Annotated in this window: 23 protein-coding genes and 1 other RNA gene; 7 read left to right on the forward strand and 17 right to left on the reverse strand. The window is 38.1% G+C overall.

Annotated features, from left to right (window positions below; translation table 11 throughout):
• Positions 1-432 precede the first annotated feature (432 nt).
• From hisG to FAZ19_RS17200, 3 genes are all read left to right on the forward strand, one after another.
• Entirely contained in the window at positions 433-1,284 is an 852-nt protein-coding gene (hisG, locus tag FAZ19_RS17190) for an ATP phosphoribosyltransferase (RefSeq protein WP_136821981.1), read from the forward strand.
• Entirely contained in the window at positions 1,284-2,570 is a 1,287-nt protein-coding gene (gene hisD, locus FAZ19_RS17195) for a histidinol dehydrogenase (protein WP_136821982.1), read from the forward strand. Before hisG ends, hisD begins: the two co-directional genes overlap by 1 nt.
• Positions 2,571-2,646: 76 nt before the next feature.
• Positions 2,647-3,945 carry an NAD(P)/FAD-dependent oxidoreductase gene (locus FAZ19_RS17200; RefSeq protein ID WP_229707615.1) on the forward strand — a complete coding sequence of 433 codons (1,299 nt, stop codon included), beginning with the start codon at positions 2,647-2,649 and terminating at the stop codon, positions 3,943-3,945.
• Positions 3,946-4,024: 79 nt separating this feature from the next.
• Here FAZ19_RS17200 and FAZ19_RS17205 read toward each other — a convergent pair whose 3' ends face one another.
• Positions 4,025-4,582 (reverse strand): hypothetical protein, encoded by a 558-nt coding sequence (locus tag FAZ19_RS17205; protein ID WP_136821983.1) that lies wholly within the window; start codon positions 4,580-4,582, stop codon positions 4,025-4,027.
• Here FAZ19_RS17205 and FAZ19_RS17210 point away from each other — a divergent pair.
• Both FAZ19_RS17210 and ssrA read left to right on the forward strand, forming a co-directional pair.
• Positions 4,482-5,192 carry a hypothetical protein gene (locus tag FAZ19_RS17210; protein WP_136821984.1) on the forward strand — a complete coding sequence of 237 codons (711 nt, stop codon included), beginning with the start codon at positions 4,482-4,484 and terminating at the stop codon, positions 5,190-5,192. The two genes, FAZ19_RS17205 and FAZ19_RS17210, sit on opposite strands and share 101 nt — an antisense overlap.
• Before the next feature lie 131 nt (positions 5,193-5,323).
• Positions 5,324-5,691, forward strand: a transfer-messenger RNA (tmRNA) gene (gene ssrA, locus FAZ19_RS17215).
• 262 nt (positions 5,692-5,953) lie between these two features.
• Here ssrA and FAZ19_RS17220 read toward each other — a convergent pair.
• Together FAZ19_RS17220 and FAZ19_RS17225 are read right to left on the reverse strand one after the other, a co-directional pair.
• The gene (locus tag FAZ19_RS17220; RefSeq protein WP_136821985.1) at positions 5,954-6,766 is read right to left on the reverse strand and encodes a GNAT family N-acetyltransferase; all 813 of its coding nucleotides are present in this window, start codon (positions 6,764-6,766) and stop codon (positions 5,954-5,956) included.
• A 298-nt stretch (positions 6,767-7,064) separates the two neighbouring features.
• Complete coding sequence (locus FAZ19_RS17225; protein WP_136821986.1) at positions 7,065-7,790, reverse strand: DUF2931 family protein; 726 nt, start codon at positions 7,788-7,790, stop codon at positions 7,065-7,067.
• 426 nt (positions 7,791-8,216) lie between these two features.
• Between FAZ19_RS17225 and FAZ19_RS24525 the strand changes: the two genes are divergently transcribed.
• The gene (locus tag FAZ19_RS24525; RefSeq protein ID WP_373287738.1) at positions 8,217-8,360 is read left to right on the forward strand and encodes a DUF6922 domain-containing protein; all 144 of its coding nucleotides are present in this window, start codon (positions 8,217-8,219) and stop codon (positions 8,358-8,360) included.
• 122 nt (positions 8,361-8,482) lie between these two features.
• On the opposite strand, the gene FAZ19_RS17235 is transcribed toward FAZ19_RS24525, so the two are convergent.
• From FAZ19_RS17235 to FAZ19_RS17290, 12 genes are all read right to left on the reverse strand, one after another.
• Positions 8,483-8,878, reverse strand: coding sequence for a hypothetical protein (locus FAZ19_RS17235; protein WP_136821987.1), 396 nt, complete (start codon positions 8,876-8,878; stop codon positions 8,483-8,485).
• Between the two features lie 2 nt (positions 8,879-8,880).
• Positions 8,881-9,630, reverse strand: coding sequence for a class I SAM-dependent methyltransferase (locus FAZ19_RS17240; protein WP_136821988.1), 750 nt, complete (start codon positions 9,628-9,630; stop codon positions 8,881-8,883).
• Positions 9,621-10,358 (reverse strand): DUF2071 domain-containing protein, encoded by a 738-nt coding sequence (locus FAZ19_RS17245; protein WP_136821989.1) that lies wholly within the window; start codon positions 10,356-10,358, stop codon positions 9,621-9,623. Before FAZ19_RS17245 ends, FAZ19_RS17240 begins: the two co-directional genes overlap by 10 nt.
• Before the next feature lie 4 nt (positions 10,359-10,362).
• Positions 10,363-10,740 carry a DoxX-like family protein gene (locus FAZ19_RS17250; protein ID WP_136821990.1) on the reverse strand — a complete coding sequence of 126 codons (378 nt, stop codon included), beginning with the start codon at positions 10,738-10,740 and terminating at the stop codon, positions 10,363-10,365.
• Between the two features lie 237 nt (positions 10,741-10,977).
• Positions 10,978-11,385 carry an NAD(+)--rifampin ADP-ribosyltransferase gene (gene arr, locus FAZ19_RS24530; protein WP_373287741.1) on the reverse strand — a complete coding sequence of 136 codons (408 nt, stop codon included), beginning with the start codon at positions 11,383-11,385 and terminating at the stop codon, positions 10,978-10,980.
• 390 nt (positions 11,386-11,775) lie between these two features.
• Positions 11,776-12,138 (reverse strand): DUF2200 domain-containing protein, encoded by a 363-nt coding sequence (locus tag FAZ19_RS17260; RefSeq protein ID WP_136822027.1) that lies wholly within the window; start codon positions 12,136-12,138, stop codon positions 11,776-11,778.
• Between the two features lie 97 nt (positions 12,139-12,235).
• A complete protein-coding gene (locus FAZ19_RS17265; RefSeq protein ID WP_136821992.1) occupies positions 12,236-12,745 on the reverse strand; it encodes a hypothetical protein in 510 nt (169 codons plus the stop codon).
• A 246-nt stretch (positions 12,746-12,991) separates the two neighbouring features.
• Positions 12,992-13,399, reverse strand: a complete 408-nt coding sequence (locus tag FAZ19_RS17270) for a hypothetical protein (RefSeq protein ID WP_136821993.1) — start codon at positions 13,397-13,399, stop codon at positions 12,992-12,994.
• A 50-nt stretch (positions 13,400-13,449) separates the two neighbouring features.
• Positions 13,450-13,896 carry a hypothetical protein gene (locus FAZ19_RS17275; RefSeq protein ID WP_136821994.1) on the reverse strand — a complete coding sequence of 149 codons (447 nt, stop codon included), beginning with the start codon at positions 13,894-13,896 and terminating at the stop codon, positions 13,450-13,452.
• A gap of 23 nt (positions 13,897-13,919) precedes the next feature.
• A complete protein-coding gene (locus FAZ19_RS17280) occupies positions 13,920-14,213 on the reverse strand; it encodes a hypothetical protein (RefSeq protein WP_136821995.1) in 294 nt (97 codons plus the stop codon).
• A gap of 61 nt (positions 14,214-14,274) precedes the next feature.
• Complete coding sequence (locus FAZ19_RS17285; protein ID WP_136821996.1) at positions 14,275-15,060, reverse strand: hypothetical protein; 786 nt, start codon at positions 15,058-15,060, stop codon at positions 14,275-14,277.
• 68 nt (positions 15,061-15,128) lie between these two features.
• Positions 15,129-16,076, reverse strand: a complete 948-nt coding sequence (locus tag FAZ19_RS17290; protein ID WP_136821997.1) for a hypothetical protein — start codon at positions 16,074-16,076, stop codon at positions 15,129-15,131.
• Positions 16,077-16,470: 394 nt separating this feature from the next.
• Between FAZ19_RS17290 and FAZ19_RS17295 the strand changes: the two genes are divergently transcribed.
• Positions 16,471-17,385 (forward strand): hypothetical protein, encoded by a 915-nt coding sequence (locus FAZ19_RS17295; RefSeq protein ID WP_136821998.1) that lies wholly within the window; start codon positions 16,471-16,473, stop codon positions 17,383-17,385.
• A gap of 193 nt (positions 17,386-17,578) precedes the next feature.
• On the opposite strand, the gene FAZ19_RS23940 is transcribed toward FAZ19_RS17295, so the two are convergent.
• Both FAZ19_RS23940 and FAZ19_RS17300 read right to left on the reverse strand, forming a co-directional pair.
• On the reverse strand, positions 17,579-17,731 hold the full coding sequence (locus FAZ19_RS23940) for a hypothetical protein (RefSeq protein WP_169305693.1): 153 nt from the start codon (positions 17,729-17,731) through the stop codon (positions 17,579-17,581).
• 6 nt (positions 17,732-17,737) lie between these two features.
• A complete protein-coding gene (locus FAZ19_RS17300; protein ID WP_136821999.1) occupies positions 17,738-21,286 on the reverse strand; it encodes a hypothetical protein in 3,549 nt (1,182 codons plus the stop codon).
• Positions 21,287-21,314: the final 28 nt, after the last annotated feature.

Here is a 21,314-nt window from a genome sequence, read left to right on the forward strand (position 1 = left end):
CTGATTTTAAATTGGTGCAAACTTATATAAATTTGTATTTATATGCAATTACAATTGTATAATAAAATGAGAAAATTCATCAGTCTCTCCTCAGTCTCTTAAAATGTGCTTATCGCGGCACTGTAGTAAGATTTGAAAAACAGGAAAACTCGTCCGGTAGCGATATTCGATATTTGGATCCGTTTTTCTGATAGAAATAAACAGGAGGGATCCCTTTAAAAATATAGCAACTATTTTTTGTAAAAGTTGATTAAAAAGCTACTTTTGTATATTATTAGTAATTAATGACATATTTGTTTACACATCACGTACATTTCCATCATCGCCAGTGCGGCGATATGTAATTTTATGTGTTTCTACGTGAAGCAATTTTCCCTTTGTGTCTATATCAAAATATTAATAATTTTATTCAACTAACATCAAAAAAGCATTTTGAAAAATCTAAAAATAGCTATCCAGAAATCGGGTAGATTAAACGAGAAATCAGTACAACTTCTAAAAAACTGCGGTCTTGATTTCGAAAATTATAAAAGCTCATTAATCACAACTGTTTCTAATTTTAATCTTGAAATTCTTTTTTTACGCGATGACGATATTCCGGGATATGTGGAGGAGGGGATAGCAGATCTAGGTATAGTAGGTGAAAATGTCATTGACGAGACCGAATCAAAAGTTACCTATCTGCAAAGACTGGGCTTTGGAAAATGTACATTAAAATTAGCTATTCCAAAGGATTCAGATATTCAAGACCTAAAAGATTTAAATGGAAAATCTATAGCGACATCCTATCCGGTAATTCTTCAAAACTTTTTAGCTGAATATAATATTCAGGCCGATATCCAAGAAATATCAGGATCCGTGGAGATTGCGCCGGGCTTGGGACTTAGTGATGCAATCTGTGACATCGTTTCTACCGGGGGAACGCTAAAAAGTAATGGATTAAAACCATTTGCTGATGTGCGTAAATCAGAAGCGATTTTAATTGGACGTGATGGTCTGGAAGAAAACGAAATTTTATGTGAGTTATTACAGCGTATACAATCGGTATTACGAGCTAAAGAAACGAAATACGTGGTGTTGAACGTGGAGAAATCTAATTTGCCATTGATTACGGAGCTGCTCCATGGGGTTAAAAGTCCTACAGTGGTTCCTTTGGCTGAAGAGGGTTGGGTTGCTGTCCACACCGTGATTTCGGAAGATGATTTCTGGGGAAAAATTAACAGATTAAAGTCGGCTGGGGCGCAGGGAATAGTCGTAATGCCTATTGAAAAAATCATTTTGTAATGTTAAAAACGTATCACTATAACAACTTATCGCGTGAAGAAATTGATGAACTCGTAATCCGCAATACAGATCCCAATGATGCAATTCTGGAAACGGTAATTTCGATCGTAGAAGAAGTGAAGACCAATGGCGACCCGTCATTGCGGAATTTTGCAGCTAAATTTGATCAGGTTGAGATCGATCAGTTGTATCTGGATGAATCCGATATTGACCTATTGGCTGCTACTATTTCCAGGGACCAGCAACGTGCTTTGGAAATCGCTTTTCAGAATATTCACAAATTTCACAGCACCCAGCTTCGTAAAGAACGGGTGGTAGAGACGATGCCCGGCGTAAAATGTTGGCGAGAGGTGCGTCCTATCGAAAAAGTTGGGCTGTATATTCCGGGCGGCTCAGCAGTTTTGCCTTCGACCCTTTTGATGTTAGGTGTTCCTGCACGCATCGCTGGATGCCGAGAGATCGTCGTATGCTCACCTCCCCAGAAATCGGGTAAGATCAACGGTTTTGTTGCCTATTGTCTCAAATTGCTTCAAATCAAAAGAATCTATCTGGTAGGCGGTGCACAGGCTGTGGCTGCTATGGCCTATGGTACAGAGTCTATTCCTAAAGTCGATAAGATATTTGGCCCTGGAAACCAATTTGTAACCAAAGCCAAAAGTTTTATTCAAGGAAAGACGAACGTAAGTATTGATATGCCGGCTGGCCCGTCTGAGGTATTGGTTATTGCAGATAAGTCGGCAAATCCAGCCTTTGTAGCAGCCGATCTGTTGGCACAGGCAGAACATGGTGTCGATAGTCAAGCCGTTTTAGTGTCGACAGACATTGATTTAATACAAGCCGTGAACGACGAATTGGCTAAACAATTGGCTGTGTTGCCTCGCGCAGAATTGGCGCAAAAAGCCATCGAAAATTCGTACGCAATTTTAACGGAAGACCTGCGGGAAGCGATACAGTTTTCGAATGTATATGCTCCTGAGCACCTGATATTAGAAACAGATAATTGGCAGACCATTACTTCTTTAATCCTAAACGCAGGTTCGGTATTTTTAGGACACCTTACGCCCGAGAGTGCAGGTGATTATGCTTCAGGTACCAATCACACCTTGCCGACATCGGGATACGCCCGTTCATATTCAGGCGTATCCGTTGATTCCTTTGTCAAGAAAATTACCTTCCAGCACATTTCAGCGGAGGGTCTTGAGCAAATCGGGTCAACGGTAGAAATATTAGCAGAACTGGAAGGGTTGCATGCCCATAAAAATGCCGTATCCATTCGTAAAACGTAATCTCAAATAGCTACTTGGGAAATTTATAGAAAACATTCATTTATAGTAGATGTTATACATATACTTGATCTAATCCATGAGATCGATAAAAGAATTAAGCAATATGGGAGAAAATATAAAACATATCGTCGTCGTAGGCGGGGGATTTGCTGGTATAAATTTCATTAAGTCCATCTGTGACGATAAACGGTATCACATTACGTTAGTCGATATCAATAATTATAATTTTTTTCCTCCGCTTATTTACCAAGTAGCTACGGCCTTCATTGAGCCGTCGAATATTAGTATGCCTTTTCGAAGAATGTTCTACAAGAACAATAATGTATATTTCCATTTGGGCACCTTAAAGCAGATTGATTCGGATAGCAGAAAAATTATCACGGACAATGGTAGCCTATCGTACGATTATCTGGTTTTGGCGGTGGGGACAGAAAGTAATTACTTCGGACTTGAAAATGTAAAGGATAATGCCTATCCTATGAAAACCGTTTCCGAAGCATTGGGGATCCGTAATAAGCTCCTTTTGAATATGGAAGAATTTATTCGCTACCAGGGTACGCCGGAGGGGGAGGGTTATCTGAATATCGTAATTGCTGGAGGAGGCCCTTCGGGTGTGGAGATAGCAGGTATGGTGGCTGAATTAGGGCAGCGTATTATTAAAAAGGAGTATCCTGAAATCAAAGATTTTAGTGCACATATTTATTTGGTAGATGCTGCCAAAACCCTGCTAGGTCCAATGAGTAGCTTGGCACAGGAGGAAGCAAAACGTGTGCTGGAAAAACTTGGCGTGAAAGTGATCCTGGATGTAGCAGTAAAGGATTATGTCGATGAGCATGTTATTTTGAGTAACGATGTACGTATAAAAACGAAGACCTTAATTTGGACTTCCGGTGTCACCGGACGCGAATTGCCGGGGCTACCTACTACGGTGATCACCCGCGGGCGTCGTGTTCTGGTCAATGAGTACAACGCCGTACAGGGATTTGACAATATCTTTGCCCTGGGTGATATCTGTTATCAGACTAGTGATCCCAACTATCCTAATGGACATCCGCAGCTTGCGCAGGTAGCCATTCAGCAAGGAATACTGTTGGCAAAGAATCTTAAATCAAGAGATGCTAAAGATACGTTAAAACCATTTTCTTATGTGAATAAAGGAAGTATGGCCGTTATTTCAAGGTATAATGCCGTAGCAGATTTACCTTCGTTTTCATTTAAAGGATTCTTTGCTTGGCTTACCTGGTTGATTATTCACCTGTTTCCGATTGCAGGATTTAGGAATAAATGGAAACTTTTAGGCAACTGGATGTATGCTTTTTTCTCTACAAATTCAACTTTGCGGTTGATTATAAAGGGTGTTACGAAAAAAGTTTAGGTTTTTGTAGAGTAACGGTTTTTCCGAAATAAAACAAGGTCCACTTTTGAAGGTGGACCTTGTTTTATTTCGGAAAATATTATTTTTTCTTCTTGACCTTTTTCTTAATGTCTTTTGTTATTCTCTTCTTTTCTTTCTGCACATCTTTATAGAATCCCTTAATCACGTCTTTGATCTTATCCAACGTACCTTCTTCTTTTTTAGACTTTTTATCTTTTTTAGCGACCAATTTTTTATCTTTTTTTGGTTTACTAACTTTTTTGCTAGATTTTTTCTCGTCAGTCTTTTTCTTTGTTTTTTTATCTTCCTTTGTCTTTTTTTCTAACGCTTTTTTTGCTTTAGCATTTTTTACTTTGCCAGGTGCGTCTTCTTTATAGCCGGCTTCTTTCTCGATTTTTTTAGCTTCTTTTTTAGTTGCTTTTACCGCTGGTTTTGCAGGCGTTGTGGTGGGCTTAGCTGTTGTCGCGGAGCTAGATGAAGTAGCCGGTTTAGCCGGTGCTGCTGCTGGTTTTTTAACTGCCGGTGTAGTTGTAGCCTTGGCCGCAGGTTTTGCTGTTGTTGCAGAGCTAGATGCAGTAGCCGGCTTTGCCGGTGCTGCTGTTGGTTTAGCTGCCGGTGTAGTTGTAGCCTTAGCCACAGGCTTTGCTGTTGTCGCAGAGCTAGAAGCAGTAGCCGGTTTTGCCGGTGCCGTTGCTGGTTTTGTAGCTGCAGGTGTAGTTGTAGCCTTAGCTGCGGGCTTTGCTGTTGTCGCAGAGCTGGATGCAGTAGCCGGTTTTGTCGGTGCTGCTGCTGGTTTTTTAGCCGCTGGTGTAGTTGTTGTAGCCTTAGCTGTGGGCTTTGCTGTTGTAGCAGAACTAGAAGCAGTAGCGGGCTTTGCCGGTGCTGCTGCAGGTTTAGCAACTGGTGTAGTCGTAGCTTTGGCCGCAGGCTTTGCTGTTGTCGCAGAGCTAGAAGCAGTAGCCGGTTTTGCCGGTGCTGCTGCTGGTTTTTTAGCTGCAGGTGTAGTTGTAGCCTTAGCCGCAGGCTTTGCTGTTGTCGCAGAGCTGGATGCAGTAGCCGGTTTTGTAGGTGCCGCTACTGGTTTTTTAGCCGCCGGTGTAGTCGTAGCTTTAGCTGCGGGCTTTGCTGTTGTCGCAGAGCTGGATGAAGTAGCCGGTTTAGCCGGTGTATTCTTCGAATTTGTAGATTCCGCAGCAGATTTTGAACCCGTCGCAGATTTATTGGTATCTTCTGACATATTGTATTAATTAATTTTGTCTACTTTTTTATTGGACAACAACAAGTTAAAGAAAATTGTTTGCATCTCGAAATTTTTATTAAACTTTTTGATGATCTACTATTCAAATAATATGTTTAGATTTGTACCTTATACATGATTGGGCTCGACCGGAATTGACAGGATAGAGATGATTATGTAAGCATGCAGTGCGTTGTTAGTAGAGCACTTTAATCTGAACTTTCAACTTTACAACTGGCGAAGAAAACTACGCCTTAGCTGCTTAAGTTAGACTTAACATAGCTATTTGTCCCGTTAGATCCTGTTCTTTGGTTTAACATCAGGGGCATCGAACAATAGAACTGGCCAATGTGATTTTGCTAATCATTGGTAAGACACAGCAAATACGGAGAACAGTATAGGTACGCGACTCACCTTCTCTCTCCCGACAATTAAAGAGAAGCTAAGCATGTAGAAAGCGTAAATTATACTATGTTTGGACGAGGGTTCGAATCCCTCCGGGTCCACAAAATAAAAGCTCAACGAAAGTTGGGCTTATATTTTTTTAGGAGGGTTCGAAATGTATTCGCTCAATCCCTCCGGCTCCACAAAATTAGTAAACAGAAGGTACCCAAAACCCTACCGTACTCTCAAACTCGCAACATCGCTCCAGTCTCCGGTTCCGTGCGTCCAGTTAATTTGTGCCAAATTCATCAAATACTCATTATAGGCACTTTCCACTTCTGAAAGCGATGGAGTGGGATCCGCTTACAGGCTAGCTAGAGACACATTTTATCCATAATTGCCTCCAATACGACTATAAACCTGTTGGGGTAACCAAGGCGTTTCTCTTCCCAACACCATGCGAATAGCAGTAAACTCTTGGATTTCAAATCCGTTATTGGCCAAGAATACAGTGCCTGCAAGATTATCCTGAGGTAATATAACGATGTTAGAAACAGAATATTTTAACTCCATCAATGAAAGCCCTGCGCGCTCTGTACGCGCATAGATTGGGCCTTGCCCTAGGTAAGGCAAGTAAAAACCCTCTATTTCTCCCTTGATTTCGAAAACAAAACCACATTGAAGGTGTAGGTCGAGTAACGTCCTACGGTTTTCTCCTGTTGTTTCCCTATCTAGCTGAAGGATCTGTTGCCGATGAGAAGGTTTAATCGATTCAATATGCGGATCAATCTTGGCGGGTGTATTTTCAATAGTTTTTCGAAAGGTTGCATATAGACCAGCATCACGAAAACCCACCTTGCGATATACCGGGGCTCCCAGATCAGTTGCGATCAGGTGGATCGTATAAATGTCGTGGCTGTGTGCTAATGCAACCAGATGTTCGACAATCAGCGTGCCAATGCCCCGTCCGCGGCAAGAGGAATCCACGATGATATGTCCTAGCCACGCCGAATCCTGATGTATAATAAGCGTCCCCAAACCAATGATCCGATTATATTGTACTATCTTAACAGGTTTACAGAAGGTCTGCATAGCATATAACACGAACTCCTTACGGATATCATCCCAACCTTCAGGTTGCATGTGGGCAATATGCGGGATATCCTGAATCGTAAATGTTGTAATCGTAACCTCTTCCATGTTGTAAATATAATGTGCCTTCTAAGCAATAAAGTTATCAATATTACATCAAATTATTTTATTGCATGAGCTGAATAAGGTCAGGCCATTTATATTTACTGTGATTTTTAAACTTACCAGCGATGGGCTTCCACTTGGTTTCTGCTAAACTATCCTTTTTATAAAGATAAAAATTTATGTGCAGATAGATTGCAGAGGTCGTATTGAAATTTGTAAGCTAACAATCAATTACAGATGTGTATCTATACACAAAATGAAATTAACAGAATAAAACATTTTGTCGAGCAGATGCCGGGTCTTAGCGTCTTAGATACTTAAAATAAACCGGTATGCTATCCTTATATTGTAGATTACTGATATCCTGTTGCAGCATATTTAGCTTCGTGCTATCCGGTATTTCGCTAAAAAGCGCGCTGGCAAACTCCTCTTTATCTCGAGTGACCTCGATTTGGGCCGAAGAAGCGATTTTATCCGGGATCGGTTTCGGAAAGAGCTGGCTTCTGTGGAATTCCTTCTCGTATTTATCTCCGGCGAGCCAGAAAATAATGTTGCCCTCATTGGCAATTCCTACATGGAATTCCAGTCCCATTTTTCTTTTTCCGGAAGATAGTTTTCTTAGATAGCCGTTGTTTTTAGCATCTTTAAATATGTCGAGCATCTTTTCCTTGGGCAGGGCAATTGTATCCAAATAATAATGTTTGGTTCGGAAGTCCATATATTCCACAAAAAGGCTCAGAGGAAGAGGTTCTGGCTCGTACGCTTCATAATATTCACCTGCTCCCCAGTCGGAATAAAATGCATTTATCTTGTCAATATCCTTATAAAAATTGCCGCCATACTTGTCGTTTTCCTTCACAAACCAGATTCCGAAAATATGGATAGGAAATTCTTCCGGATTGGAAACTGAAGATGTGTAGTAATACCTATCCCATTTCTTGTAGACAACAATTTTAAAAATAAATAGCACGACGAGTACTACTGTTGTTATAATCAAGAATTTATTCAGGATATTCAGTTTCTTCATTTCCAATCAGTTTGACCCAATGCGGTAAAATATAGAAATAACAACGTCGCGATGATGAAAATTATGGACACGATAACTGTTATCCAAAAAGCGAATGTTTTATAATTCTGCTTGTAGTGAATACTAAATGCTAAACTCCCGACAAAAGTGTATACAATACCTATATATATATTGCGTATACCTTCATCCTCGGTGACAAAACCATAACTTAAGTAGGTCATTAATAGCAAAAAATTTATTGCAAACAACACTAAAGAGATGGCTTTATTATTAATTATCAGTTCCATGCCGCCGCTGCGATTTTAAATTTTATGTTTTTCAGTCTTACAAATTTTTAAAGCTACATAAAATCAATAACAATCCAAATTCCTAATCTTAGCTCGCTGAGGAAAGTTCTTTTTGGTATACTGATATCCAAAAGATTGATTGGAAAATCAATATAAAGCGGTTATAAAACGTGTTTTTGAACGAGGAAACCAATCTGAAAAAGATGAAATTACACGATTTTATGGGCCTGAAATAATAAAGTGGGTTTTAGCTGATTATAAGATAGAGCCAATGATCTATTAAAAAATACGGTTTGCAGAACCACGAGGCTTTTGATACCATTGTATTCCATTACGTGTAAAGTGGACGCCAACGCGTTGCTAGTTAAGTGTATATAAACAATTCCCAGATTTAGACTGTCTATGTCAATTGAAATATGTTATCCAAAATACGACACTTAAATATGTCCAAAGTACCGAAAATACGATATGCATAGACGTTTCAAATCTTTTTCCTTTCCATAAGGCAGTTGAGTAACCAAAAAACTGAATGATTAGTCTAACAGTCCAAAATAAACCAAGGCCAAGCGCTATTTTTTTACCTAGGTCGGTCTCAGCTATTTCGGTAGAAGATGTCAAGCAAAGCAAACCCATGAGCAATACCGTCAAAGCGATGAAGAACGTATGTACCGTCATCATTTGCCGATTGATTAAACTAGAAGATTTAAGTTCTTCCGCCCAGTTAAAATACCTTGGAAATACAAGGTGTATCGATGCCAAAACAATTAGTAATACACCAACTATTTTAAGATGTATTTCCATCCTCACTTACAACTAAATATGGACATAAACGGTGTAAACTTTTTTTCTTCAAATGATGTAAATCCCGCTTCTTGAAATGCCGTTTTCCAAGTCTTTTTTGAGAAAAAATGCGTAAAGCCGATTGTAAATGCCACAAAATTTGGAAAATCTCTCAAATGTTCCACCATAATCACATTTCCATTGGGCTTACATACTCTGCGACATTCTTTTAAAAACATCACTTTCTCATCGTATCTCCGTATCTCGTGAATCGCTGAGAGTAAAAAAATGTTATCGACAGCATGGTCATTTAATGGAATTGCATTAGAATTGATCTGTAGAGTATTCGGATAAACCATACTTACTTTTCTTGCTCGAATTATTGCAGGCTCAGTATGCTGTTCGGAATCGTAAAAGTCGTACACCTGCAAAGTAGATTGCGGTAATATCTTTTTTATAATAAAGCTAGTCTCGTCAAAGCCAGCATTAATGTTCAGATTGAACTGATCTTGGACATCTTTTATCTCCATTTTCGCTAACCATTCGAAATTATAAAAACCTGAAAAATCATAAACATAGGCAGAAACAATCAATGGCATCGTTAAACCATAAATGAATGCCAAGATCACAAACCAGTAGAAATAATCATACCAATTGAAAATGAATATACTTCCGATAATTAGTGTCAATGCAATCAATCCAAATACATAAAAGTGCCGGTTAAAACTTAATATATTCAATACACCTTGAAAATTTCGTCTCTTTATTTCCATACTTCTTTTTTACCTTTTTTCCAATAATATGGAATGTTTTTAATGACAAAAGCATTAGCTAATATCGGATGTTCCAGTTTCAAAGTATTTAAAAAATCAAAATTATAGTCGATTACTTTTACTGGGTTGGGCAGCCAGTTTTGTCTTACTCCTTCAATTATCAAAACTTCTTTGGTCTCCTTGTTGTAAGTAAATGTAAAAGGCAACGGTCCCGCAAATCTTCTGGCCTCTTTCCAGTCTGCAAATGGTGAATGCTCAGGCAAAGAAATTTGCTCTTCCGTATCAACTATCCTGATTTGGAATTTTGATTTAATCGAGGATATTTCTTTTTCCCTCAGTTGGTCGATTTGCTTTACGTCTGTCGTGGTGTAGTTATAATGGGTAAATATATTGCCGAAAAATTTCATTTTCGGTTTGTCGGTTTCTGATTTCAGAATATACAAGCCACGTAAATTTTTGCCCGCATGATTCGTATAGCGAACAAAAACACGATAACCAATAAGGAAAAAGTCATTGCCTATAAATTTTGGAAAACCTTTTGGGCGCAAGTCCTTTGTTTGGACCATAGCAACTGCAATAAAAGCCCATTTATCTTGAAATGTGTCCAGTCGTAAACATTCAGGAATAAGATTTTGTAACTGTTCTTTTGATACTGCAAAAGTTAAGACAAGTGAACTTTCAAAATACGCTTCAACTGCAAATGGATGGTCTTTTAAAAATGCTAGCATTGAGTTATTTGAATTGTTTTTGATAAAATGCGTTGTAGTAAACAATTATAATAAAAATAAGTGCAAATAGTGAATTAAACTTCCCCCAAAGCAATAAGTCGGGAACAAGAATAAATTCAAGAGTGTTCATCGTCGCAACCACAACTATTTGAGTGATAGCAATAAACTTTTTCTTGTAGCCGCTTAAAATCCAGACAGCTATTATGATTTCCGAAAGTCCAATTAAAATCGTCAATGGTCTAGAAAAGCCCCCACCTAATATTCTTGCAATAATTTGTTCGTGTCTTGGAACAAGATCTAGAACCTTACAAAAAAGTCCGTTTGCAATCCAAACTGTCGCAATAAAATACGTAAGTATCTTGTTAATTCTTGACTTTGTCATCGTTGGTTGTGTAGGTGCCGATTATTTCCCAGTCTCGCTAAACAGTGGTTTCTTTAATGATCCGGTCGATTATATCGCCTCATATCATTCAAGTACATCAAATCCAAGAAATGTAAGTTCTCACCATTTGGCAACTGGGACATTTATGAATTCCGACGTGATTGAGTCTTTTATCTTCAATACAGGTTTTATTAATTTGAGCTACTTCCGTTTGTTGTTAACCCAGGCATATCTAGATCAATTAATTATTTCCCCTTTATTGGTCTCCAATTTTTCACGAAATTTTTGAATTTCTTCCGGTGTTTGTTTAACCCATTCTGTTACCTCTCCAACGATTTTCAATGGGGCTTCGGAACGATATGAACGGGTCGGATTGCCAGGGAATTTCTTATCGGTAAGATTTGGGTCATTCTCATAATTTCCTGTTGGCTCAATAATATAAACCCGTTCATTACCATCACCTTTCGCTAACGCAGCGGCAAGCCCCGCTCCATTAACCAGAGCAGTGAAATAAATATGATTCATTTTTAGTTCAGACTTATAATTAGAATTGCTGCCAGCAGTCAATAAATCGCCAACCTGCAAATTCGCTTTCGTACCGTGGTAAAACGGACCCTTATCAGAAGGATTGTACTTATACGACATTGCTAAGTCAAAATTCTCTTTCGCTTTCTCAGCATTATTTAAATCTTCATAGCATTTCGCAATGTTTAAATAAAGTGAGGGGAAGGCACTTTTAACTGCATCATCATTTATCTTTAATGCAAATTGCAATGTCGTTTCCAGCCAATGCAATTTGTCGGAAACGTGTTTTTGATGTCGGGCTACATAATGAGCTGCGAGAAACTTTTCAAAGTCATTTGTCGCTTCGTGCCAGCCCTGGAGAAATAATTTGCTCGCTTCTTCGGGTTTGCCTTTTTCTTCCATCTCCATACCTTGAAGACAGCGTTTAACAACATTATTGAAGGGTGAGAATTCCATTTTCTAACTGTTTTGTCAATTTACTATTTGTCATCTTAAGCCTTGGTTACCTGGCTAATGCCTTAAAATTTTCTCCATCTTTTTACCCTTCGCCAATTCATCCACCAACTTGTCTAAATACCTTACTTGCCTTGTGAGTGGATTTTCAATTTCTTCTATCCGATAGCCACAAATTGTTCCTTTTATAAGCTGCGCGTCAGGGTTTAAAGTTGCTTCCTCAAAAAATGTTTCAAACGTTACGTTTTGTTCAATGAGTTTTTGCAGTTTTTTGATGTCAAATCCTGTAAGCCATTCGATGACCTGATTTAATTCTTCTATCGTTCTGCCTTTGCGCTCAACCTTAGTGATGTAGTGCGGATACACCGATGCAAAAGTCATTTTTGCAATTCGTTCATCGTGTTTCGGAGTTGTTTTCATATCGTATTTTAATTTCTGCAATCCAACTTTTTTACCCCCAATCCTAAATCTATAACCTACATTATAAAATTACATATATAACGCGGAAGCTTATTATTTATAATCCTGAATCTTCATACCGAATACTAAAAAGACCTTCATAAGAAGAGAGTTCTTCATTAAATTCTTCATCTTCATAAATCCGCTCTCTTTTTAAATGAACATTAAACCTTGCGGCAATTAGATTTTGTAAATTGTCAAATCCGATAATTTCGAATTTATTAGTTTTACTTCTATCGAGCGTATAGCTGGCAGAGAGGCTGGAACAAATAGGGCATGCGGTTACGGAAACCCCCATATTAAATTCTTCTAATTTGCCGGTCGCAAGTGCTTCCTTTTTAAACATAAATTGCAGGTGTTCACCATTGTCGCCGAAGCCCGTCACATAATAAGAGTTATCAGTCTTATTGTAATAAGCTGTTGCTGATTTGGTCTTCCAATCTATACCATTTTTCTTTACGCTAAAGGTAAACTGGGATTCTTGATCTTCATCAACAGGACGTTCCTTTTTACAGCCGGCTGTAAAAAGGGCCAATAAGCAAATATAAAATACAATTATAGCTCTCATGTTTATAACAAATAATTAGGCAACACTGCAATATACAAAAAGTACTTTTCACTTATAAGTGAAATTACATTTCGAGATGAATAAATTATGAGTGCATTTGTTATATAAGAATGGCATCGTGGTAACTTATGTACGATTTATTCAATCAGAAAGGACGTGGATAGGTGGCTTGATCTATTATACATGTTATTAAAATTTTCATGCTTTCTTTTTCCTCTTTAAAAACTGCACCGTAAAAAGGTTGTTTTACTTTTTTACATGCCTAAAAATCCTGCATTCCTGACGAGCAGTATCAGCCCTTATAAGCTTTCCGTTCGAATCCCATTGCGCCGGAATGGTACATAAATATAACTTTCCGTCCACTATTTCCATTTCTAAATAATCGTTTTGATTCCTAATTGCCGGTAGGACTAATAGATTATCTTTTAATTGCACCTTAAATGTTTTAGAAGGGGCGACCCCAGTGCCAATATCAGTAAACAGCGCATAGTCTTTTTCCGTCTCGAATTGTATTTTTACCGTATTGATCTGAAATTTGTCCTTATACTGCCAAACACCTTCAAAGGCTGATTTGATATTTGTTGGAATTTGGCCAGGCTGTGCAACAGCTACCTTGGCTGCCAGCACCATCAAAACTAAAACTAATTGTTTCATTCCACTTTTTAAAACTTATGCATTTGGTGTTATTTCGTTAAAACCGGCGATCATTCTATATCCAATTTTGCAATTGATATGACTTTTCTACGCTCTAACGTAAATTCAAAAAAATGCTTTTCGCCTCCTTTCAGTACCCTAAAAAAATCTGTCTGAGATTGCATACGATCTGTAAAATATTTGAAGTCATCGGACAACTCAATAGTTTGTGCTGTTGATGAAACGCAGCGAATGTCATAAATTGCCTTTTCATGTTCATTCTCTCCATTTTCATCGCTAACTGAAGCGGTACCGACGTCTATATCTGCACAGTGAAATGACAATATATTAGGCTGGGATTTATCTTTTATAGTAACATTTGTAGCAAATACATCATTGTCATTTTCTATCGTTTCACATCTACAAGATTCTTGCTTATTGTTTTTACCAGTTTGCGTATTAGTGCCAGTACACGCAGAGAGCGTTATGGCCAGGCTGAACGGAATTATTTTTTTCATGTAATTTGTGTTAAACAATGCAATTAAATATCCATTCTGGAAAGCCCTTCTTTTAATCTTTTAATAAGCTCAGGTGTTTCCAGACACTCCAAGGGACTTAGGCCATCTAGAGCGGGAACTTTTCGATATATCCAATTTATACTTTCCTCACCTAAACGTGCATATAACACTTTTGCTATATCAGTATGGTTATTCAATATTTGTTCCAAAATTTTTTGACTCTCGGAATTCGTCCAAGAGCTCTCCGTTGCCAATTTCACAAGCGTATCCCAAGCTTTGCTTCCATTACTATCAAAATATTGTTCAAGTCTGTTCATAGTAGGATAGGTTACGGTCTATACTTCAAATAATAATATATTTTTTATGCCATTAATGACTTTAGTTTTTACCTTCACTTATTTTTACGCCATAGAACTCATATTCGTGGCCCCCTTCCTTGTACTGGGTCACCAGTCCAAAGTAAAGCGTTTGATCGTCCGCCCAGAATTCCTTTTCTATTACGCAGAGCCATTTGCCGGTTTTCATTTCAAAAACCTCATTGAGCTCGGCTATCTTTTTAAATTTACCGTTTTTCTTTTCCTGAATGAAATGATAAAAACACTCCTGTCCTTCATATACTTTGTTCAATCTATATTTTCCCGATGGTGATGTGGTTACCAGGTTTGGATTACCTGTTTCATAGGTTGTCTGTCCTGTTGTCAGATCAAAGCTCACGTCCATTGTGTGACCGCATTCCAACAACAGGATATCCTCCGAAGGAAAGTATGACACAAAAGAACATTCGCTTAGGTCAACCTCATTTTTAACCGAAGGGGTATTTCTAAAATTTATTTTTTTTATACCCAGATAGTGATCCTGCTCTTCAAACTCTACGATTTCGGCCAATTTTTGCTGAACGATCTTAAAATCTGTAATCTTCTCCATTGGCTTATTCATTTTCGCATGTTGTTCAGCCGAAAAGAAATCCTCGCTACTTATTTTTTCAATTGTTACTTCAATAGGCCCAGGCCTGGATGTAAGAGGCGCCGAACTTTCAAGGTTAGCAGGCATTTCTCTTACCTTGGATGGGACACCACCGTTTGATTTTACATTCCGGTCACAGGATATCACAATCATTAACGGGAAAACAAATGTTGAAACTATTTTTAAAACTCTTATCCTCATTTGATTTGAAATTTTAGGCGACTGTTTATTTTAAATATGCAATGCTTATAAATACACCCCCATACGTTCTAGCAGGGAAACCACCAATGCATAAAGGAAACTTTTCCATTCCTAAAAAACATTTTTATATGTCCGTCAGAAATACCTTTTTCATCTTCTCTTAACTGGATCACCCATAGTTTTCCTTCCTTATCCATGCCCAGCCTGCCTTTCACAGCAGTCGGAAATAGCTGTTGTATATCCTGCATCGTGGTATTTGCATCTATCCGGATTCCTTTGTAGGTAATAAAATTCCCATGCAAAAACCAAAACTCATCCACAGCTACACTGTCACCGCTCGTTTCAAAACGCGAACCACTTTTATATAAATATTTATCATCCGGCGCTTCCGTACCAAATATGGTATTACAGGGCGCTTCTTCTGCCAGTAGTTTTATACTGTCGGGCTTGCCAAAGACTTTCTCAAACTCGCCCATTGTAAAAAAACGTTTCAGCTTATCATTGAACCTGATGTCGTCTGCCAGCATAACATCTCGCGTTTCATAACCTGTGCCGGGCTTAGCAACAGCAACCTCCGGGCTGCATAATTTGAATAGGTCATGTTCTGCGAGAATAGCTTTATCATACTTTAAAATTACGGGCTTATCCGGGTCATTGGTTATATCCAGAAGCTTTCCTGTTTGCCTGTAAAACTCTAGCCAGCCTACTGCATTTTCTACCAGCCGTTCTTCAGAAGGTGTTTCAGAGATATCATTGATAACATAAAGTTTAATTGTTGCTTTATCGGGCGTCATATAAGCAATTCGGGATTTTAGGAGTTCTTTCCCAAAATGCCCAATTGCAAAAGCATTGCTTGACTGTACAAGATCAGATACCAATTGCCCACATGATAAATCCTTGTCTTCCGCTACAACAGTTTTAGCTGAATCCGCCAGAACTGTTGACTGTGTTTCTTTAACAGAAGACCCCCGGCAGGAAAAAAATAAAATGACAATTAAAGCAACTATTCTTGACATATAATTGTATTCAAGTTAACAGAAGGATCGGCGAATAAATAATAGTGCATGATCCAAGATTAATATTAATCTAATATAAGAATTTACCAGATAAAGACCAATTTTCCCTTTCAAATGCTGAATGCCGACCAGACAATTCCGGATGAAATCGACCAACCAATATTACAGTTCGCCTAAACGACCCGCACTTATCGGTGATGATACGTGGATACTACGTTCTATTTGTGCCCATGGTTAAAGTCGAATTAATAATTGAATAGACCGGGCCGTAAGGAAGGTATTTGGAAGTTTGTTTCGCCTTTTGTAGTTTTATTCCTGATTTCCTATAGCTCGATTTTTCTTTTTCCAAGAGTTGTGATATTTAGAAAAGGAAGTTGAATTAAAAGTAATATTTATGAGTCAACAAATTAAGTACTTTTCAATTTATTTATTGGTATTTCTGTCACTTTCATGCCAACAAACTACCAGACCATCCCACGGAAAGAAACCCGAGCATACTAAAACAATCGAAAACCGGCGCAACAGCTTTGGATTTTATAAAAGTTTTGGATTTTGTAATAGTGAAATAGGCTATTTTTCACAGCAGGAGGCAGATGATTTATATGCTGATAAAATTATAAAAATTGATAAAAGGAATGAAATAAAGTCTGACTCATTTTCAGCTTTTGATCAGGAGAAATGGAATTGTATAAAAGAAAATTTAAATCTGAAAAATGATAATAACATTAAAATAATTACAACCAACGCCAATTTTCCATTTGAAAAACTGACGTTGATAGACGACAAATATGTGGTCGTTTCTCGCGATGGATATTTTTTTACTTTTATTTTAAAAGATACAATCGAATCAGCAGAGAAAATCCATACACTTGGACAAAATTTTACGCCCTTGTTTAATATGCAGCTTACGGGACTATCAGTTGTAAATTCAAAAGAACCTGATGTTTACAAAAAATATGGATTGGATTTTTCAACTATCTGTAACTGTAATTCCCCGTCAATATATTTAAATAAAGATGCTAAAGAATTGATAATTTTTAATTACTGTGATAAAGAGATACCTTTTAAAGATATAAAAAATAAATACCATTTTGAGGTTGATAAATTAGAAGTTGATGGCGATAAAATGGTTGTTTCAAGCCGGGATTTAGAACTTAGTTTTCAAAAAGTAGAAAATGGAAAAATCTATCACCTGAAAGTATTGAAAGGTAAGTTTCCTAATAATTATGTAGGTAATGATCTGAAGAGCTTTTACACTTTCCAGCCTGACAAATTTCAGAAAGCCAGTTGCGAAGATTACGATGGTTAAAATTCCATAGCATAAAAAAAATAAGCGTGAAATCAATGCAAATTAAATCGAACAGCATAAATTTATCAATATGAGTAAATTTTTTTTATTCACATTTAAAGGATATGATCATCAAACAATCATGAAAGCTGCATATAGGTGGCTTCCTATTTTTGCAGTGGTGATTTTCATATGTTCTTGTTCTGACAGGTTGTTAACTAAATGCAGCAGCATATTTTTCGATCATTTCATGGAAATCATCACCCAAGATACCTAGACTCCCAAAGATGTCTTCGTCTGCCTGCACATCATCCAGTCCGGATAAGTCTGCAATAAACTGCGTTAAGTTGTCAATAGAGTAGGTCATTGTCGATCAATTCCGTGTCTTTGAATATAAATTTACTAAAGGAATATCAATTTTAAGGCCCGCTTTGAATACCCATGCATCGAATAATTTACCATTCATTTCGGTATTGGTAGTACGATCTGTGTGCGTTCTGAGCGGTATACCATTTACTCCGGCGAATACTACCAAAGGGGTATTCCTAATTCCAAATAATAAATTCACTCCAGGACTAAAAACCTCCGTAAAATGCACATCCTTGTTATAGGCCGAGTCAGGCGTGACCAAGTAATGGTTTACGATATTTCCTAGATCGACGAGCTGCAGATGAATACTTGGCTCGGTAAAAAGGCCCTTAAATGCTGAAGGAAATAAGGCACTAGTAAAGGTAAAGCCAATGGGCGCGGTTACACCTCCAGTCCATTGACAGTTCAATGTTGAATTGCCACATACGCCCATATATCCGCCAAATGCACCCACATAGGCATTCAGATCTATAGATGTTTTTAACTTACGCTTCATTTTATACGATGTAGGGGGGAGAGCATGCGATTCGATCACATTTGCGAGCTGATTTGCGTCATTGGTTGATACCACATCGCTAAAGAAGCTTACCAGCTTGATGAGCCGTGCACTGTATCTTTCCTTATCCTTATCGGCTATAGTTAGGTTATTTAGTGAGGTTTGTACAGTCAAGGCGAGCACGTTATTGTCGTTCGACCTGATGATGTTCGTAATGTCATTCAGTACGGTATTGATTTTTAGTTTGTTATAGACGGAAAGGATGTGTAAGATTGTTACAATTTGCTTGCCATGTTTATCCTCCAAAGAATCTAGAAATATGGAATCTGCCTGCGACGCCATATTTCTGATCTCTTTCCATTGCAGATTGGTCTTCAAGCCTTTAGTATCTTGCCATAGCTTGGTTAACATATCCAATTTCTCTTTGGATAAGTCGAGCTGATGCGCGTCCACCTCAGCCGGGTCTTTTGTCAGTTTATAGCTCAAGGAAAGGTTATCGTTGTCGTCTTTATTTAAAGTAATATTGGAGATGCCCTTTGGATTAATTCTAAGCGATACCAGTGATTTTCCATTCGATCTTAGCGACAATACGCTGTTTTTTAGCGATAAGGTAGGTGTCAGTGTGGCTGTATCCGTATCTACTTTTCTTATTTGCGGTTGTGTAGAAACAGAAAAATTGGAGTTCTTCATAAGGAAAGTGACCCGATCCAAAGTCTTGTTCATATTTGTATCCTTTAGATTCAGATACAGTCCTATGGCTTTCACGAGCTCCAGCTCTACATGCGACTTCTTATTTAGACCCTCTAGGTATTCCCGAAACCTCAATTCCGTGATGTACTCTGATGAAGTGTTTTCGAGAAATTTTTCAGCGTCTTCATTATTCATTTTGCTTAGTATAGGGCTTACCTTCTTCAAGTATGCGGCGCTAACAGTATCGATTGCAGGAAATTTAATTGATTTGGATTTATCCTTTTGTGTGGACTCCACTTGTATTAATTGTTGAGAGTCGATACTTACCGAGAGTTTCTCGATATACTGAGGATCAACCTTCACTTCTACGACTTCGTTGCCTCTTCTAACAAGCATTCTACCCTTTTCGATTTTAAAATCCGATCCGCCCATCTCCACTAAGATATTAGTGTTATCCGGCCCGCTCGTATAATAGTAATCCATCAAAGCCAGAGATTTTTGTATGGCAGCTACAAAACTTTTTTGCTGTATATCTGCTATGATGTCTAGTGTAGCGCTAACAGATGCCACATGACGGGAAATCGTACTCGACGTTTTCATGAGCGGATTTTGCCTCTCATCAAAGCTACTGATCACCTGCTGTAACACTGTCCATACACTTTCAAAGGATTGGTCTGTTTTATCCAGATTATTCGTTGCACGTAATTGTTGCTGTTCGTTGTTGATCCGGTCAAATTGACTTAAGGTTATAAGAAGAGTACCCAACCATTTTTTAGTCGGAGCATCTAACACGATTTGTAAATGCTCTTTAACATCATTTCCGTACTTAAGATTTAGCAGTTCTACCAATACTTTCCATTGGCTGGGAGAGATTGTATTTATCTCTTCGTAAGATAGGAGTCTAAAATTATTTTGATCCCCGATTTGCTGAAGGGTAAACAGTTCGTTGGTGACAACATACAGTAAAGAAAAAGATTGGCTTAACGTTTTGGTTAGTTCGTTGTCAGCATTCTTATAATAAGGATCAAGGTATAGGTTCCGGATGATATCGCGATAACTATATCGCTCCAGTATAAGCCGCTGTATGTCATATCCAAAATGCACTGCTGTACGCAGTCGATTCACTTCATCTGGTTGCAGTAATTGCTCAGTCCACGTGCTATTAACTAAATTCTTTGGCATCTCTACGAAATCGCTCGCAATTGCATAACGCCACGATTTTCCAAAGTTTGGACTGTGGTAGTCCTCCAGCGATTCTAGCAGTTTTATTGTCTCCGGAAAGCTGTCGTACACGAGAGGGTTCTTTATACGCTCACGCAATTGATCCATAAACCATATGGCAGCTTCCTGTTTAGCTCGCTTCGCCAAAAAGATAGCCATAGCCTCGATCATCTGTGACTGGCTGGGTATATTTAGCCCAGAATAAGAAAGACTTTGTTGCGCATCTTGAGCCATCGTCGTCACCGAGATATGAGGAACAGGAGTAGAAACCTTCTGTAAGAGTGTTTCGGAGATGAGATTAAATTTCGCTTTGTGTTGGGAAGCAATATGTTTCGCGATTTCTGTAGCAAACTCATTTAGTTTTATCTTTGAATTACTTAAATAATTCGTCAACGTATCTTGTATTGTAGTTCGCTGATTCTGCTTTTTCGATATTTTGCATGCATAGATGGATTTGACTGTGTCTATCTGATATATGGTGTCCTTAACAAATAGACCGCTATTAGCCAAAATTGCCTCGCGGACAATCACAGTATCGGTGTTAGATAATTTTAACTTTACCTTTATGTCGGAGATCGTAAGTTCATTTTTAAATTGGTCGATACCTTTTATAATACTATCCAACGCAAATACATCATCTGCGAGACTTTTTATTTCGGTTTGTATATGCTCCAATTTCTTTATCTCTTTTTCTGCATCTTCTTGAGACGTTTTATAGGATTCGAATAATTTTTTTGCTGGGGCATTATCAGTTATATGAATTTGAAACTTTTCTTTAATGGCCTTTGCGACTTCTTGAAATGTCTTTAAATTTCCTATTCCTAGTTCTTCAAGAATACGGTTCTTAATACTTTTTTCCTTTTCGGTAGTATGATTGGATACAAATCTAAAGACCTCTACGGTGGTTTTTATGGAATCTATCTTTTCCTTTCCAATCAGATCCAATAGGGCATAATATACTTGCTCTTTCTGTTCGAATGAAAGGTTTTGATTCGCCATGAACTTACTCAAATAAAAAAGGTTATAGAGCGGGAGTTTTTCCTCTGTAATGGCGGTTTTGATTTCGCCACTTTTGGTGTCCTGGCTTAAGGTTTTTGTTACGATGCAGCAAAGCAGCAAACACATGGTAATAATGGTTGTCTTCATATATCGGTAGTTAATTCCAAGAGTGAAG

The sequence above is a fragment of the Sphingobacterium alkalisoli genome (genome assembly GCF_005049105.1).
Lineage (GTDB): Bacteria > Bacteroidota > Bacteroidia > Sphingobacteriales > Sphingobacteriaceae > Sphingobacterium > Sphingobacterium alkalisoli.

Excerpts from the sequence above, each read along its gene's own strand:
- FAZ19_RS23940 (WP_169305693.1), bottom strand. The coding sequence starts at position 17,731 with ATGACCTACTCTATTGACAACTTAACGCAGTTTATTGCAGACTTATCC.
- FAZ19_RS17290 (WP_136821997.1), bottom strand. The coding sequence starts at position 16,076 with ATGTCAAGAATAGTTGCTTTAATTGTCATTTTATTTTTTTCCTGCCGG.
- FAZ19_RS17225 (WP_136821986.1), bottom strand. The coding sequence starts at position 7,790 with ATGAAGAAACTGAATATCCTGAATAAATTCTTGATTATAACAACAGTA.
- FAZ19_RS17275 (WP_136821994.1), bottom strand. The coding sequence starts at position 13,896 with ATGAAAAAAATAATTCCGTTCAGCCTGGCCATAACGCTCTCTGCGTGT.
- FAZ19_RS17265 (WP_136821992.1), bottom strand. The coding sequence starts at position 12,745 with ATGAGAGCTATAATTGTATTTTATATTTGCTTATTGGCCCTTTTTACA.
- FAZ19_RS17250 (WP_136821990.1), bottom strand. The coding sequence starts at position 10,740 with ATGACAAAGTCAAGAATTAACAAGATACTTACGTATTTTATTGCGACA.
- FAZ19_RS17245 (WP_136821989.1), bottom strand. The coding sequence starts at position 10,358 with ATGCTAGCATTTTTAAAAGACCATCCATTTGCAGTTGAAGCGTATTTT.
- FAZ19_RS17285 (WP_136821996.1), bottom strand. The coding sequence starts at position 15,060 with ATGAGGATAAGAGTTTTAAAAATAGTTTCAACATTTGTTTTCCCGTTA.
- FAZ19_RS17270 (WP_136821993.1), bottom strand. The coding sequence starts at position 13,399 with ATGAAACAATTAGTTTTAGTTTTGATGGTGCTGGCAGCCAAGGTAGCT.
- FAZ19_RS17235 (WP_136821987.1), bottom strand. The coding sequence starts at position 8,878 with ATGGAAATACATCTTAAAATAGTTGGTGTATTACTAATTGTTTTGGCA.
- FAZ19_RS17280 (WP_136821995.1), bottom strand. The coding sequence starts at position 14,213 with ATGAACAGACTTGAACAATATTTTGATAGTAATGGAAGCAAAGCTTGG.
- FAZ19_RS17300 (WP_136821999.1), bottom strand. The coding sequence starts at position 21,286 with ATGAAGACAACCATTATTACCATGTGTTTGCTGCTTTGCTGCATCGTA.
- FAZ19_RS17260 (WP_136822027.1), bottom strand. The coding sequence starts at position 12,138 with ATGAAAACAACTCCGAAACACGATGAACGAATTGCAAAAATGACTTTT.
- FAZ19_RS17200 (WP_229707615.1), top strand. The coding sequence starts at position 2,647 with ATGAGATCGATAAAAGAATTAAGCAATATGGGAGAAAATATAAAACAT.
- FAZ19_RS17295 (WP_136821998.1), top strand. The coding sequence starts at position 16,471 with ATGAGTCAACAAATTAAGTACTTTTCAATTTATTTATTGGTATTTCTG.
- FAZ19_RS17220 (WP_136821985.1), bottom strand. The coding sequence starts at position 6,766 with ATGGAAGAGGTTACGATTACAACATTTACGATTCAGGATATCCCGCAT.
- FAZ19_RS17240 (WP_136821988.1), bottom strand. The coding sequence starts at position 9,630 with ATGGAAATAAAGAGACGAAATTTTCAAGGTGTATTGAATATATTAAGT.
- hisD (WP_136821982.1), top strand. The coding sequence starts at position 1,284 with ATGTTAAAAACGTATCACTATAACAACTTATCGCGTGAAGAAATTGAT.
- arr (WP_373287741.1), bottom strand. The coding sequence starts at position 11,385 with ATGTCGTATAAGTACAATCCTTCTGATAAGGGTCCGTTTTACCACGGT.